Origin of the sequence: Clostridium estertheticum (assembly GCF_018861295.1) — a bacterium.
Classification (GTDB): Bacteria; Bacillota; Clostridia; order Clostridiales; family Clostridiaceae; genus Clostridium_AD; species Clostridium_AD estertheticum_D.
In genome coordinates this window covers 137648-154539 of the sequence record NZ_JAHLDM010000002.1, presented here as the reverse complement: position 1 = coordinate 154539, position 16892 = coordinate 137648, and the positions used below count along the sequence as shown (strand labels likewise).

Sequence of the window (16892 nt, the reverse complement as noted above, 5' to 3'; positions counted from 1 at the left end):
AATACATTGATGGAGGGGATAAGATGGGACAAAAACTTGTTATAGTTGAGTCACCTGCAAAAGCTAAAACCATAAAGAAATATTTAGGTAGTAGTTATGTAGTAGAAGCGTCCATGGGACATGTTAGAGATTTACCCAAAAGCCAATTGGGTGTTGATATCGACAACAATTATGAGCCTAAATATATAACTATCCGTGGTAAAGGTGAACTTTTATCTAAATTAAGAAAAGCAGCTAAAAAAAGCGATAAAATTTATTTGGCAACAGATCCTGATAGAGAAGGTGAAGCTATTGCGTGGCATTTAGCAAAAGCATTAAAAATAGATGAAAAAGATAAGTGCAGGATAGAATTTAATGAGATAACAAAAACGGCTGTTAAAAACGCTATAAAATCTCCAAGAGTAATAAATGCAACACTTGTTGATGCTCAACAAGCAAGGCGTATACTTGATAGACTAGTTGGATATGAGATTAGTCCTATACTTTGGAGAAAAGTTAAATGGGGATTAAGTGCAGGAAGAGTTCAATCAGTTACCCTTAAAATAATTTGTGATAGGCAAAAAGAAATAGAAAAATTTATAACTAAAGAATATTGGACTATAGAATGTGAGTTATATAAAGAAGGGGATCCTCAGAAATTAAGTGTTAAATTAAATTCAAAGTGTGGAGAAAAGTTTGAAATAAATTCTAAGGAAGAAAGTGAAAAGGTTATTAATAACCTTAGTGAAAAAGAATTTGTTGTAAGTAAAATAAAAAAATCATCTAAAATTAAGAATCCACTACCACCATTCATAACAAGTACACTTCAGCAAGATGGTTATAGAAAACTTAACTTTGCAACAAAACGAACTATGTCTATTGCTCAACAACTATATGAAGGTATGGAAATAGAGGGACATGGAACAGTAGGGTTAATTACATATATGAGGACCGATTCCACAAGAATAGCTGATGAGGCTCAACAAAGTGCAAAAGACTTTATTTGCAGCAAATATGGTGAAAAATACTATCCAAGCACACCAAGAATATTTAAAAGTAAAAAAAATATACAAGATGGGCATGAAGCTATTAGACCATCTAATATTGAAATAACACCAGAAGTTGCGAAAAAAACACTTAAAGCTCCACAATACAAATTATATACATTGATTTGGAATAGATTCGTAGCAAGTCAAATGGAGACATGTTTACTTGATACTGTATCTATAGATATAGTAAATGGAGAGTATAGTCTTAAAGCATCTGGATCTAAAGTAGCTTTTGATGGATTCAGAAAAATTTATGGTGAAGATTTAGAAGATGAAGAAAATAATCTAAAGTTCCCAGAACTTAATAAAGAAGATATTTTATATAGTAAAAAAACTGAAGGAAAACAGCATTTCACTTTGCCACCTGCAAAATTTTCTGAGGCATCTCTTGTAAAAACACTAGAGGAAAATGGTATAGGGAGACCTAGTACTTATGCACCAATTATTTCTACTCTTCTCAATAGAAAATATGTGGAAAAAGATAATAAATCGTTAGAAGTAACGGAAATTGGGAATATTGTAAATAATATTTTAAGTGAATACTTCAAACAAATAGTGGATATTGAATTTACTGCACAAATGGAAAACAATTTAGATTATGTAGAGGAAGGGAAAGAAAAGTGGCAAAACATAGTTAATAATTTTTTTACACCGCTTAAAGAAGATATTGAAATTGCAGAGAAAGAGATAGCGAAAATTACAATTGAAGACGAAGTTACAGAAGTAGAATGTGATAAATGTGGAAAGTTCATGGTAATAAAACATGGAAGATTTGGTGACTTTTTAGCGTGCCCTGGGTATCCTGAGTGTAAAAATACAAAAGCGATTACTAAGGAACTAGATGTTCCCTGTCCTAAATGTGGTGGAACAATTTTAGAAAGAAGAAGTAAAAAAGGAACTAAATTTTTCGGCTGCAGTAATTATCCTAAATGTGATTTTGTAAGTTGGCATGAACCAACTGATATAAAATGTTCAGAGTGTGGGACATATATGGTTAAACGATATAGTAAAACAAAAAGTGATTATATGGAATGTTCAAATGCAGAATGTAAACATAAGGAATATAAAGAGGAAGAAAATAGCGAAGAGAAGAAAGATTAGGATACTAAAGTAGAAATCGATTAATATTCGATAAATAAAATGTCGAAACATATATTAATACTGTTGATATAGCATGAATGTTGTGATAATATTATAAACGAAACGATTCTAAAAATTTAAAATATTTTGAACTATACTTATTCTAAAGTAAATTGACTTTGTGAATTCGTTTAAATAATATAGGTTGTATTTTATAACAAAAACGAGGAGGAATATTGTGTCATTATTAGATAAAACGAGAATGTTGAATAAAATATTACAAAAATCTGGAACAGAACCAGTGGTTTTTGATGATATATGTAATTTATTAAGCGATGTATTGCAATGTAATGTATATATTATTAGTAGAAGAGGAAAAATATTGGGTTATGATTTATCAAGTGGGTTTGAATGTGAAGTTGTAAAGGATGAAATCATAAAAAACATGAGGTTTCCAGAGGATTACAATAACACCTTGCTTAATATTAATGAAACGAAAGCTAACCTCACAAATGATAATATTTGCGTATTCCAAGATGATAAGGAATGCGGAGTAGAAAATAAAATGACAACTATAGTACCAATAAACGGTAATAGAGAAAGATTAGGTACTCTTTTACTTTCAAGGTTCGATAAGATGTTTACAGAAGATGATCTAGTTTTAGTTGAATATAGTGCTACGATAGTTGGTCTTGAAATTTTAAGGGCTAAAAATGATTTGATAGAAGAAGAAGCAAGAAAAAAAGCAGTAGTGCAACTTGCCATTGGAACGTTATCTTATTCAGAACTTGAAGCAGTACAACATATATTTAATGAATTAGATGGTAGTGAAGGGTTGCTCGTAGCGTCTAGAATAGCAGACAAGGTTGGAATAACTAGATCTGTTATAGTTAATGCGTTAAGAAAATTTGAAAGTGCAGGAGTAATAGAATCAAGATCGCTTGGAATGAAAGGTACACATATTAAAATATTAAATGAGAAATTAATGGATGAACTAAAAAAAATAAAATAGTCTAAGGCAGAACAATTTTGTTCTGCCTTAAAAAAATTAAATTAATAAAGTATAAATATGTATGAAATGAGAATATTAATGGGGAGAGTAGTTATATAATTCAATAAAAGATTTAATTATATTAAAGATTTTTATTGAATACATTATTAGCTTATGTTATACTACAAAAGTGAGAAAATACACACATTGCTTAATTATTGAAGGGTGCCAATATTTGGTCTTTAATAAGATGATGGTAATGGAGGTAAAAACCAAGGAGGTTATTATTAATGGCAGTTATATCAATGAAACAATTATTAGAAGCAGGTGTACATTTTGGACATCAAACAAGAAGATGGAATCCTAAAATGGCTCCGTACATATTTACAGAAAGAAACGGAATTTATATCATCGATTTACAAAAAACAGTTAGAAAAATAGATGAGGCATATGATTTCATTAAATCAGTATCTGAAGAAGGTAAGGATGTTCTATTTGTAGGTACAAAAAAACAAGCTCAAGAAGCTATTAAATTTGAATCTGTAAGAGCAGGAATGCATTTTGTAAACAATAGATGGTTAGGTGGAATGTTAACTAACTTTAAAACAATCAAAACAAGAATAGCAAGATTAGAAACATTATATAAAATGGAAGAAGACGGAACATTTGAAGTTCTTCCTAAAAAAGAAGTTAGTCATCTTCTAAATGAAAGAGAAAAACTAGAAAAGAATCTAGGCGGAATTAGAAGCATGGATGCAAATAAAATTGGAGCTCTATTCGTTGTAGACCCAAGAAAAGAAAAAAATGCTATTTCTGAAGCTAAAATTCTTGGAATTCCTGTAGTTGCAATAGTTGATACAAACTGTGATCCAGATGAAGTTGACTATGTAATCCCAGGTAATGATGATGCTATAAGAGCAGTTAAATTGATAACTGAAAGATTAGCTGATGCTATTATAGAAGGAAGACAAGGCGAACAATTAACTGAAGAATAGTAATTAGATTTATCTAATAGAATAATTATGAGTATAACAGTGAGGGGTAGGTGGAAGTTAATTCTTTCATTTACCTTTTAAATTAGATAGGAATAGGAGGAAGTAATAATGGTTACTGCAAGCATGGTTAAAGAGTTAAGAGAAAAAACTGGAGCAGGAATGATGGATTGTAAAAGAGCTCTAAGTGAAACAGATGGTGATGTGGAAAAAGCAATTGAACTTCTAAGAGAAAAAGGGTTGGCAGCAGCTGCAAAGAAATCTGGAAGAATAGCTGCAGAAGGATTAGTATGTACATATATTTCAGAAGATATGAAAGTTGGAGCAGTAGTCGAAGTTAACTGTGAAACTGATTTTGTTGCCGTTAATAATGATTTTGTTACTTTAGCAAATAACACAGCGAAACAAGCAGCACAAACTAATTCAACAACTATCGAGGAATTCACTTCTGAAAAATGTATGTCTGATGAAACAATTACTATTAATGATGCAGTTACAGCTTTAATAGCAAAATTAGGCGAAAATATGTCTGTAAGAAGATTTCAAAAATTTTCTATTGAAAATGGTGTTGTTCAAAGCTATATTCATGGTGGTGGAAGAATAGGAGTCTTAGTGGAACTCGCATGCGAAAAGCAAGATGATGTGCTAATTAGGATTGCTAAAGATGTTGCAATGCAAATTGCGGCTGCTAGTCCTTTATTTTTAGATAATACATGTGTTGATAAAGATACTTTAGAAAAAGAAAAAGAAATATATAGGGTTCAAGCAATAAACGAAGGAAAACCAGAAAAAATTGTAGAGAAAATGGTTATGGGTAGAGTTAATAAATATTTTAAAGAAGTTTGTTTACTTGAACAAGTTTGGGTTAAGAACGCTGACTATACTATTACTAAATATCTTAAAGAAGAATCGAAAAAACTTGGTGCTGAGATAAAGGTAACAAGATTTGAAAGATTTGAAAGAGGAGAAGGTATAGAAAAGAAAGAAGAAAATTTTGCTGAAGAAGTACAAAGACAAGTGCAAGGTAAATAAAAATTAAAGGGAACACAAAGTGTTCTCTTTTTTAAAATAAGTAATACTTTAAATCAGGAGGTACAATGTTTATGGAGGTTGCTAAATACAAAAGAATTATGTTGAAAATTTCAGGAGAAGCTTTAGCTGGTGATACAGGATTTGGAATAGATTTTGAATTCACAAATGTTATAGCACTTCAAATAAAGGAACTAGTTAAGTTAGGTGTTGAAATAGGAATAGTTGTTGGAGCTGGAAATATATGGCGTGGTAGAAGCGGGGATGGTATGGACAGGACTACTGCAGATTATATGGGGATGATGGCAACTTGTATTAATGCATTAGCACTTCAAGATTCTTTGGAAAATATAGGCGTAAATACTAGAGTACAAACTGCCATTGAGATGAAGGCAGTAGCAGAACCATTTATAAGAAGAAAAGCTATGAGGCATTTGGAAAAAGGAAGAGTTGTTATATTTGCGGCTGGGACAGGTAATCCATATTTTTCAACGGATACAGCAGCAGCACTTAGGGCAGCAGAAATAGAAGCTGAAGTAATACTCCTTGCTAAAAAGGTTGATGGAGTATACGATAAAGATCCACACATATATGATGATGCAAAAAAATTCGATAAACTTAGTTATATTAATGTGCTTGAAAAAGGACTTCAAGTTATGGATTCTACGGCTACATCATTATGTATGGACAACAATATACCTATATTAGTTTTTGGACTTGATAAACCAGAAAACATAAAAAAAGCAGTCTTAGGTGAAAAAATTGGGACTTTAGTATCTGATTCTGCTAAATAACCAATATAAAATGGAGGGAATTCTATGATTAAAGAAATTATTAGTATTGCTGATGAAAAAATGAAAAAGACGATTGCAGTTTTGAAACATGAGTTATCAAGTATGAAGGCAGGAAGAGCAAATTCTGCAATGCTGGATAGAGTTAATGTTGAATGCTATGGTAGTCTCGTGCCATTAAGCCAAATTGCAAACATATCAGCACCTGAAGCGAGAGTATTATTAATTCAGCCATGGGATAAATCTTCTATGAAAGAAATAGAAAGAGCTATATTAAAATCTGATTTGGGATTAAATCCATCAAATGATGGAATATCAATGAGATTAATTATTCCAGAGCTTACGGAAGAAACAAGAAAAAATTTAATGAAGAATATTAAGAAAACCGGAGAAGAAGGCAAAGTAGCTATAAGGTCTATAAGGCGAGATGCTAATGATAAAATTAAAGCATTGAAAAAAAATAGTGAAATTTCTGAAGATGAAGTTAAAAAAACAGAAGATATCATCCAAAAGGAAACAGATAAATTTATTAAAGAAGTAGATAAAATAATTGATACTAAAGAAAAACAAATAATGTCAGTTTAGTCCTTAATTTTAAATAGAACCTGCATTTATGCAGGTTCTATTTAAAATTATACTATAACTAGTAAAAAGGAGAGAATTTTATTGAAAAAATTATTCGCTTTCTTAAAAAAGAATAAAGTTATGAGTAATGAACCAAACTTAGATATGAGTAAAATACCTAAGCATATTGCAATTATAATGGATGGAAATGGTAGATGGGCAAAAGAGCGTAATTTGCCTAGAGCACTTGGACATAAGGCAGGTGTTGAAGCAATTAGGAAAATTGTAAAAGAATGTGATAGGTTAGGGGTTAAATATTTAACATTATATGCATTTTCAACTGAGAATTGGAATAGACCTATAAAAGAAGTTGATTCTTTAATGAAGTTGTTAGTGGAGTATTTAAAAAAAGAAGTCGAAGAATTAAACGTTAATGATGTTGTTGTTAATTCTATTGGTAATATTTCGAAATTGCCTTTGATATGTAGAGAAGAATTAAATAATGCATATGAAAAAACAAGAAATAATAAGGGATTGATTTTAAATCTTGCTTTAAATTATGGAGGAAGAAGTGAAATAGTAGATGCTGTAAAAGAGATTTCATCGGATTTAATTAATAAAAAAATATCTAAGGATCAAATAAATGAAGAATTATTTTCAAAATACATGTATACAAGTAAAATGCCAGATCCGGATCTAATAATAAGACCAAGTGGTGAGTTAAGATTAAGTAATTTCTTGCTTTGGCAGGGTGCATACTCAGAACTTTGGTTTTCAGACATTAATTGGCCGGATTTTCATGAGAAACAGTTACAAAGTGCAATAATGGATTATCAAAAAAGAGATAGAAGATTTGGAAAGGTTAAATAGGGGAGAAAATCATGAATAATAGGTATATAGGGGCTCTTGTTTTAGCTCCGTTCATAATATTTTTATTTTTAGGTGGGGTGTATTTAAAATATATTGTAATGGTAATTTCACTTTTTGGTATGTACGAGTTCTATAAAGTTTCTAGAAAAAAACATTATAAGCCAATTGCACTTATAGGATATGTATTATGCATAGTATATTACTTAAATATGAACAAGAATTTTTCACAAAGTTTTAATATATATATTTTAATTGCAACAATTTTCTTGTTATTATGTATTCCTGTGGTTTATACAAGTTACAATTTTGTAGATGTTGCGCTTACCTTATTTGGATTTTTGTATGTAGCAGTATTTTTTAGTTTTATAGTGTTTATAGACAATAAAACTTATGGTCAATATTTAGTATGGATTATATTCATTTGCTCATGGGGATGCGATACCTTAGCTTATTATTCTGGAAGGATTTTAGGCAAAGGAGGCAAACATAAGCTTTGTCCTAAAGTTAGTCCTAATAAAACAATAGAGGGTTCGATAGGTGGCCTATTTGGGAGTACTATAGGATGTATGATTTATGGATATGTTATTTCAAAATATGGCGTGCATATAGAACTATATCATTATGCTATAATTGGTGTTTTATGTGGCGTTTTTGGACAGTTTGGAGATTTAATTGCATCGTCGATAAAGAGATATGTAGGGGCTAAGGATTACAGTAATCTTATACCGGGACATGGTGGGATTTTAGACCGTTTTGATAGTATTTTATTTGTGTCTGTGGTAGTATTTTATTATATTACATTTATAATAAAGATATAAATTTATATAGTTTATTGCTTAAGAAAATCATATATTGGGCAGGATGCAAAAAAATAATTCAGAGTGAATTGGCATTGATGACTTTATATGATTTTATTATTACATAAAGCATTAAAAAAATAACGGTGTTATATTTTATATTAATATCTGAACTTAATAATGAATATAATATTACAAATAATAGCTTGCTATAAAGAATGTTACAAATTGTATATTGTAGTAAGCACTTTATTTTAATAGCTAACTATGTTATATTTAATACTACTAATATGCAAAAAAATAGAAATAAATTGAAAATATTATCATGATGTTTCCTTTGGTATTGGGACATAATTACATACATTGGCATAGCTTTAGTATTTTAATTTTGATGACATAATAATTATAAATTGTAACATTATAGGAATGGGGAGATTAAATGAAAAAACTTACTATTTTAGGAGTTACAGGATCAATTGGAACTCAAACTTTAGATGTTATTCGATCGGATATTAAAAATTTTATTATTATAGGGATTTCTGCAAATACTAATTATGAGAAAATTATACCTATCATAGAGGAATTTAAACCTAAATATGTTGCCATGATGGATGAGGAAGCTTCACTAAAACTTAAAAAACATTGCGCCTTAAAAAAATATACAACGGAAATATTGCATGGATTAGATGGCTTAAATTATATAAGTACTTTACCTGAAGTTGATCTTGTAGTGACATCGGTTGTAGGAATGATAGGACTCGTTCCTACTATAAAAGCTATTGATGCAGGAAAGGATATTGCTTTAGCTAATAAGGAAACACTAGTTGCCGCGGGAGAACTAGTTATGGAAGCTGCTAAAAAAAACAATGTAAATATTTTGCCAGTTGATTCAGAACATGGTGCTATTTTTCAATGTTTGCAAGGTAATAAGTTAGAAAATGTTAATAAGATAATAATAACTGCATCTGGTGGTCCATTCAGAGGGAAAAGCAGACAAGAATTAATAGATATAAGGCCTGAAGATGCTATTAAGCATCCTAAATGGAACATGGGTAAAAAAATATCTGTTGATTCGTCAACCCTTATGAATAAGGGACTTGAGGTTATAGAAGCACACTGGTTATTTGGGGTAGATTACGAAAACATACAAGTGGTAGTTCACCCACAAAGTGTTATACATTCTATGGTTGAGTATATAGATGGTAGTATAATGGCACAAATGAGTTCTACTGACATGAGGCTTCCTATTCAATATGCCATAAACTATCCAAAGAGAAATATAGCTGTAATTGATAAATTGGATTTTTATAATATGAGCAGTTTAACTTTTGAAAAACCTGATAGTGAGACATTTAAATGTCTTAAATTAGCATTAAAAGCAGGTAAGATGGGCGGGAATATGCCTGCTATAATGAACGCTGCAAATGAGATAGCTGTTGCACTCTTTTTAGATTATAAAATTAAATATCTCCAAATAGAAGATATTATAGAAAAATGCATGAATAAATTTGATCACAATATTAAACCGAATTTAGAAGAAATTTTAGACGTTGATTTAAAGGTTAGGGAATATGTAAAAAACAATTATGATGAAAAATAGGGAGGAAAATTGTTATGGGTAGTATTTTACCGAATATACCATATATTATTATGGCTATTTTAGCCTTTAGTCTTTTAGTAATAATACATGAATTAGGTCATTTTATAATGTGCAAGTTAAACGGAGTAAAGGTAAGTGAATTTTCCTTAGGAATGGGGCCAAAACTTTTTGGAATAAAAGGAAAAGAAACAGAATATTTGATTAAAGCTTTTCCTGTTGGTGGTTATGTTAAGATGGAAGGTGAAGAGGAAAGTAGTGATGATCCTAGATCTTTCACTAATAAAACACCAGTTCAAAGATTAAGCATAGTTTCTGCTGGAGCAATTATGAATTTTATTTTAGCGTTGGTTTTATTTGCTATTGTAGGTGCCTCAATAGGTCGTATATTACCTATAATAGGGGAAGTAGTACCTAATAGTCCAGCCATGCATGCTGGAATAAAAGTTGGAGATAAAATTACTAAGATTAATAAGGTTAGTATAGATAAATGGGATCAAGCTTTAAATGAAATTTCCAACAATAAAGGCAAGAGTATGAATATTGAAATACTTAGAGATGCAAAAGTGAAAGAAATTTCTCTAACCCCCCGTAAAAGTGTAGAAGAAAAGAGATTTATAGTAGGAATCTATGGTTTACGAGAAAAAATTAATTTTGTAGAAAGTGTAAGTTATGGAGTTGATCAAACTATTAGCACATCAAAACAAATTTTCGTTTTTTTTGGGAGCTTATTTCACGGGAAAGTTTCTGTCAATGATGTAGGAGGACCAATAAGTATAATTAGAATTTCAACAATGGCTGCGCAAAATGGAATAGTAAATTTAATGATGTTAACAGCAATGTTAAGTGTACAACTAGGAATATTTAATATAATACCTTTCCCGGCTTTAGATGGAGGTTGGATTTTTATGTTATTATTTGAAATAATATCAGGTAAAAAATTAGATGATAGTAAGGTAGGAACTATAAATTATATTGGATTTATGTTTTTAATGGCGTTTATGGTGTTTATAGTTATTAAGGACATAGTTAGTCCGATGAAATTCTAGGAGATGAATATTGTGGAAGCTAGAAAAACAAAAAAAATTAAAATTGGTGATTTATATATAGGTGGAGATTCAAAGATTGCAGTGCAGTCAATGACGAATACTGATACACGAGATGTAGAAGCTACGATAAAACAAATACTTGAGCTTGAAAAAGTAGGTTGCGATATTGTACGCTGCGCAGTGCCAGATATGGTAGCTGCGGAGGCAATAAAAGATATAATGAAAGGTATTCATATACCTCTAGTTGCAGATATTCATTTTGATTATAGGCTGGCTTTAAAAGTTATTGAAAATGGAGTATCTAAACTAAGAATTAATCCAGGTAATATTGGAAATATTGATAGAATAAAATTAGTTGCAGATGCAGCTAAAGCGAAGGGTATTCCCATTAGAATTGGTGTAAATTCAGGATCGCTAGAAAAAGATATTCTTAAAAAGTATGGACATGTATGCGCACAGGCATTAGTTGAAAGTGCGCTAAAGCATGTTGAAATACTTGAAAGTTTAAATTTTTACGATATAGTTATTTCTATAAAATCATCAGATGTTGTAATGATGATTGATTGTTATAAACTATTATCAGACAAGGTAGATTATCCACTTCACCTTGGGGTTACTGAGGCTGGAACTACATGGAGAGGAACAATAAAATCAAGTGTAGGAATTGGAGCATTACTAGCTTCAGGTATAGGTGATACTATAAGGGTATCTCTAACTGGGGATGTAGTAGATGAGGTTAAAGTTGGAATAGAAATCCTAAAATCATTAGGTTATATAGATGATGGAATTAAATTTGTATCATGCCCAACATGTGGTAGAACGCAAATAAATCTTATAAAGATTGCAAATGAAGTAGAAAAAAGATTGGAATTTTGTAATAAAAATATAAAGATTGCAGTGATGGGATGCATAGTTAATGGTCCGGGTGAAGCAAGAGAGGCTGATATTGGCATCGCTGGCGGAGATGGAGTTGGTCTTATATTTAAAAAAGGTGAAATAATTAAAACTGTTAAGGAAGAAGATTTAGTAGAAGAACTTATTCGTGAAGTAAATAACCTATAACATGTCTTCTCAGGAGGAGTATTAATGAACGCAAGTCTAGCTCAAATGTTGAAAAATGATCTTGATTTAAATGAAGAAACATTAGTAGATAATATTAAGGTATTAAGGGTTCAGTACCTTAAGAAAAGCAATAAATTAAGGGTGATTATTAAATCTTTTGAGGATACAGATGATAATAAAAAACTACTAATTAAACAAATTATATCAAAACGACTATGTAGTTTTAACGATATACAGTTGATTTGCTACCATGATGTATCAAATGCAACTATAGAAGATGTAAAAGATAAGTTTTGGCTCGATGTAGTTAATGTAATATCTATCTCAGAGCCATCAAGTAAAGATAGTTTACTTAAGTCAACTAGAATAATTGAGAATGGTATACTTAAAATTCAGTGTGGTAATGATTTTATGTGCAAAATTCTAAGAGATAAAAACATAGAACTTCTTATGAAAAATACTATAAATGATATGTTTGGAGTTAGTTCAGTAGTTAAATTAGAACATAACAGTGAACTTTCTAAAGATGATTCTTTTATGAAGAAAGAAAAAGAAAATGAAACTATAATTAATGAAATAGTTAAAAATATGAATATAGAAAAGACAGACAAGCCCCGTAGTGGTGGGCAAAGTAACGATAATAGCAATGGCTACAAAGCTAATAAGTTTAGTAGACCGGGTTACAAAAAGGGTGAGGTTGCTGATAAAAATACTATTATGGGAAGAAACATTAATGATGAAAGTATAGAAATAAAAGATATAAGTGAGACCTCAGGAATAATTTGTGCTTGTGGTGATATTTTTAAGGTGAATATAATTGAAACCAAAACGGGAAGAATAATTATAACGTTTTATATTACAGATTATTCTAGTTCAATTACAGTGAAATGTTTTCCAAAACCTAAAGAAGTAGAAAAGATGATGGAAGAAATCAAAGTTGGACTCTTTTGCAAGATACGTGGAGAAGCAAGTTATGATACCTATGCAAGAGAAGTTGTAGTTATGGCTAGAGATATAATTAAACTTAAAAAAATAGAAAGAATGGATACGGCTAAGGAGAAAAGGGTTGAACTTCATCTTCATACTCAAATGAGTGCTATGGATGGTATTAGTCCTGCATCTAAACTTGTTGAAAGAGCAGCTAAGTGGGGGCATAGCGCAGTAGCAATAACTGATCATGGCGTAGTTCAAGCATTTCCAGAAGCCATGGATGCAGCTAAAAAGAATAAGATTAAGGTTATTTATGGTGTTGAGGGTTACCTGGTAGACGATGGAGTGCCAATTGTTATTAATAATAAAGGTGAAACTTTAGATGACCGTTTTGTGGTTTTTGACCTAGAAACAACGGGGTTATCTAGTGAAAATGATAAAATTATAGAAATTGGTGCATTGAAGATAGAAAATGGAAAAATAGTAGATAGATTTAGTGAATTTGTAAATCCAGGAATAGACATACCTTATAAGATTATAGAACTAACTGGAATTACAAATGATAATGTTTCTGATGCAGCATCTATAGAAGAAGTTCTTCCTAAGTTTTTAGAGTTTACAAAAGATAGTGTGCTCGTAGCACATAATTCTGACTTCGATGCATCTTTTATTAAAAAAAATTCACAGAGGTTAGGCTTGAAGTTTGAGAATGCAATTATGGATACAATTCCTTTAGCTAAATATTTACTTAAAGACCTTAAGACGTTTAAGTTAAATACAGTAGCTAAATATTTGGGCATAACCCTAGAAAATCATCATAGAGCTGTAGATGATGCTAAAGCTACCGCGGACATACTATTACATTGTTTTGGGCTACTTCGTGAAAAAAACATTTTAGACTTAGATACTTTAAACAAAGAATTTCTAGCTGACTTTAATGTGAAAAAAGCGAACACTTATCATGTGATTATTTTGGTAAAGAATCAAATAGGCCTAAAGAACCTTTATAAGCTTATTTCATTTTCAAATTTAGAATATTTTCATAGAAGACCAAGGCTTCCTAAAACTTTAATTGAAAAGTACAGAGATGGTCTTATAGTTGGATCGGCGTGTGAAGCTGGACAAGTATATAAAGAAGTGCTTCAAGGAAAATCTGAAGAAGATATTAATAAAATAGTAAAGTTCTATGATTATTTAGAAATACAACCTTTACTAAATAATAAATTTATGATTAAAAATGGAATAGTAAAAGACGAAAGTGAATTAATGGACATTAATAGGAGAATATGCACTATTGGTGATAAAAATAATATGCCAGTAGTTGCTACAGGGGATGTACATTTTTTAGAGCCTTTAGATGCAGTTTTTAGAAAAATATTGATGGCGGGTAAAGGGTTTTCAGATGCGGATGATCAACCACCATTATATTTTAAAACTACAAATGAGATGCTAAGTGAATTTTCATATTTAGGAGAAAAAAAATGTAAAGAAGTAGTAATTTATAATCCAAATAAAATTGCTGAAATGATAGAATTTGTAAAACCAATACCAGATGGAACTTTCACACCTAAAATACCGGGGGCAGAAGATGATATCAGAAAGATGACATCAGATAAAGTTCATTCAATATATGGAGATCCATTGCCTGAGATAGTTGAAAAAAGATTGGAAAAAGAATTGAATTCTATTATTGGAAATGGATATGCTGTACTTTATTTAATAGCTGAAAAATTAGTGGCAAAATCACTTGCAGATGGTTATTTGGTAGGTTCGAGAGGGTCAGTTGGATCTTCTTTTGCAGCTAATATGTCTAATATAACAGAAGTAAATGGGTTACCACCACATTATATATGCCCTAATTGCAAAAAGAGTGAATTTATTTTAGATGGATCTATTGGTTCAGGTGCTGATTTACCTGATAAAGAATGTCCTGATTGTGGAACGTTATATAAAAAAGATGGTTTTGATATTCCATTTGAAACATTCTTAGGATTTGAAGGAGATAAAGAACCGGATATAGATTTGAATTTTTCAGGAGATAATCAAGCAGACATACATAGATATACAGAGGTGCTGTTTGGAAAAGGACATACTTTTAAGGCTGGAACTATTGGAACCATTGCTGATAAAACTGCTTATGGTTATGTGAAAAAATATTTAAATGAAAAGGATGTTATGGTACCTCAAGCTGAAATTGAGAGACTTGTACAAGGATGTACTGGCGTTAAGAGGACCTCAGGACAACATCCAGGTGGAATAATGGTTGTTCCAAGTGACAATGAGATATATAATTTTTGCCCTGTGCAACATCCGGCGGATGACCCAACATCAGATATTATTACAACACATTTTGATTACCATTCTATAAGTGGTAGGTTACTTAAACTTGATATTCTTGGTCATGATGATCCTACAATGCTTAAAATGCTTCAAGATTTAACGGGACTTGACCCTTTAACTATCCCATTATCTGATGATAATGTTATAAGCTTATTTACATCGCCTAAGGCACTTGGACTTACAGCTAAGGAATTGGGTTGTGAAGTGGGAAGTTATGGAGTTCCCGAATTTGGTACAAAATTCGTTAGACAAATGCTTTTAGATACACAACCAAAATCTTTTTCAGATTTAGTAAGGATTTCAGGATTATCTCATGGAACTGATGTATGGATTAATAATGCACAATATTATATTAAAGAAGGATTTACAACGCTTAAAGATTGTATTTCTACAAGAGATGATATAATGGTTTACTTATTGCATAAAGATCTTGAGCCTAAGACTGCTTTTACTATTATGGAGAAAGTACGAAAAGGTAAGGGGCTTTCAGAAGAACATGAGAAAATAATGAAAGAGCATGATGTTCCGGATTGGTATATAGGCTCATGTAAAAAAATAAAGTATATGTTCCCTAAGGGTCATGCAGTAGCATATGTAATGATGGCCATTAGAATAGCATATTATAAGGTTTATTACCCAAAAGAATACTATGCTACATTTTTTACTATAAGAGCAGATGACTTTGATGCAAATTTGATAGTAAAAGGTGACAGTGCTATAAGGGTTAAAATGGATGAACTCGAAGCTTTAGGTAAGGATATAGGAGTGAAAGAAAAAGGACTTTTAACTGCTCTCGAGTTATCTTTTGAAATGTATAAAAGAGGAATTAAATTGTTAAATGTTGATCTATATAAGTCAGAGTCAGTTAAATTTACAATTGAAGAAGATTCACTAAGACCTCCTTTAAATGCACTTGAAGGGGTAGGAGAAAATGCTGCTAAAAGTATAGTAATAGAAAGAGTGCATGGAGAGTTTATATCAAAAGAAGATTTGAGAACTCGATGCAAAGTGTCTAAAACAGTTATTGAAGCATTAGATAATCATGGATGTTTGAAGGATCTTCCTGATACAAATCAGCTGTCGTTTTTTTAGGGAAATGCAATTAACCCTTGAAATAGCGGATTTTATATGATAGAATAATAGATATTAGTTATCACTAGTTATTTTATTGAAAGAGAGTAGGCCCGCCTACTCTCTATTTATTGAAACGCAACTCATGGTTGCGTTTTAATTATAATATTATGATTAATTATGTTAATAATAGTATAAAATACTAATAAAAGGAGGGTGTTAGAATGAGAAATGATACCTTGTTGCAAAAGCTTAGAAAAATCGCTTTGCCAATAGTTGAAAAAAACAATTGTGAATTATATCATTTGGAGTATGTAAAAGAAGCTGGAGAAAATTATTTGAGAATTTATATAGATAGTTCAAGTGGAATATCTTTGGAAGACTGCGAAAAAACTAGCAGAGGCATAAGTGAAATATTAGACGTTGAAGATCCAATAACAGATAGTTACTGTTTAGAAGTATCTTCACCAGGAATTGAGAGGATTTTATATGATGATAATCATCTAAAAAAATACATAGGTCAGAATGTACTAGTTAATTTAAAGAGCCTATATGAGGGAACTAAAAAACTTGAGGGCGATTTAGTGGGATTTTCTGATGCACAAATAGAAATTCAATATGATGGGAACAATATAGTTATTCCAAAAGAAAATATTTCCATCGTAAGTTTAAAACCAGTGCTGTAAGGAGGAAGTTGTTAA

Annotated in this window: 13 protein-coding genes; all 13 read left to right on the top strand. The window is 30.8% G+C overall.

The window, feature by feature from the left end; all coding sequences use genetic code 11:
• The first annotated feature begins 23 nt into the window (after positions 1-23).
• The 13 genes from topA to rimP all read left to right on the top strand — a co-directional run bounded on the left by topA (position 24) and on the right by rimP (position 16877).
• On the top strand, positions 24-2129 hold the full coding sequence (gene topA / locus KPL54_RS03110) for a type I DNA topoisomerase (RefSeq protein ID WP_216104614.1): 2106 nt from the start codon (positions 24-26) through the stop codon (positions 2127-2129).
• Positions 2130-2343: 214 nt separating this feature from the next.
• Complete coding sequence (codY, locus tag KPL54_RS03105) at positions 2344-3120, top strand: GTP-sensing pleiotropic transcriptional regulator CodY (protein WP_216105017.1); 777 nt, start codon at positions 2344-2346, stop codon at positions 3118-3120.
• 269 nt (positions 3121-3389) lie between these two features.
• Positions 3390-4094, top strand: a complete 705-nt coding sequence (rpsB, locus tag KPL54_RS03100; RefSeq protein ID WP_171296921.1) for a 30S ribosomal protein S2 — start codon at positions 3390-3392, stop codon at positions 4092-4094.
• 108 nt (positions 4095-4202) lie between these two features.
• The gene (tsf, locus tag KPL54_RS03095; RefSeq protein WP_216104612.1) at positions 4203-5123 is read left to right on the top strand and encodes a translation elongation factor Ts; all 921 of its coding nucleotides are present in this window, start codon (positions 4203-4205) and stop codon (positions 5121-5123) included.
• A 71-nt stretch (positions 5124-5194) separates the two neighbouring features.
• Positions 5195-5914 carry a UMP kinase gene (gene pyrH / locus KPL54_RS03090; protein ID WP_216104609.1) on the top strand — a complete coding sequence of 240 codons (720 nt, stop codon included), beginning with the start codon at positions 5195-5197 and terminating at the stop codon, positions 5912-5914.
• Between the two features lie 24 nt (positions 5915-5938).
• Entirely contained in the window at positions 5939-6496 is a 558-nt protein-coding gene (gene frr, locus KPL54_RS03085; RefSeq protein WP_216104601.1) for a ribosome recycling factor, read from the top strand.
• Positions 6497-6616: 120 nt separating this feature from the next.
• Positions 6617-7345, top strand: a complete 729-nt coding sequence (locus tag KPL54_RS03080; RefSeq protein ID WP_253203336.1) for an isoprenyl transferase — start codon at positions 6617-6619, stop codon at positions 7343-7345.
• Positions 7346-7356: 11 nt separating this feature from the next.
• A complete protein-coding gene (locus tag KPL54_RS03075; protein WP_216104596.1) occupies positions 7357-8163 on the top strand; it encodes a phosphatidate cytidylyltransferase in 807 nt (268 codons plus the stop codon).
• A 418-nt stretch (positions 8164-8581) separates the two neighbouring features.
• Positions 8582-9742 carry a 1-deoxy-D-xylulose-5-phosphate reductoisomerase gene (locus tag KPL54_RS03070; protein ID WP_216104594.1) on the top strand — a complete coding sequence of 387 codons (1161 nt, stop codon included), beginning with the start codon at positions 8582-8584 and terminating at the stop codon, positions 9740-9742.
• Between the two features lie 14 nt (positions 9743-9756).
• On the top strand, positions 9757-10788 hold the full coding sequence (gene rseP, locus KPL54_RS03065) for an RIP metalloprotease RseP (protein ID WP_216104592.1): 1032 nt from the start codon (positions 9757-9759) through the stop codon (positions 10786-10788).
• 3 nt (positions 10789-10791) lie between these two features.
• Positions 10792-11850, top strand: coding sequence for a flavodoxin-dependent (E)-4-hydroxy-3-methylbut-2-enyl-diphosphate synthase (gene ispG / locus KPL54_RS03060; protein WP_253203326.1), 1059 nt, complete (start codon positions 10792-10794; stop codon positions 11848-11850).
• 24 nt (positions 11851-11874) lie between these two features.
• Positions 11875-16212: a PolC-type DNA polymerase III gene (locus KPL54_RS03055; RefSeq protein ID WP_216104588.1), complete on the top strand. Its 4338-nt coding sequence runs from the start codon at positions 11875-11877 to the stop codon at positions 16210-16212.
• A gap of 203 nt (positions 16213-16415) precedes the next feature.
• Entirely contained in the window at positions 16416-16877 is a 462-nt protein-coding gene (gene rimP, locus KPL54_RS03050) for a ribosome maturation factor RimP (protein ID WP_216104585.1), read from the top strand.
• Positions 16878-16892: the final 15 nt, after the last annotated feature.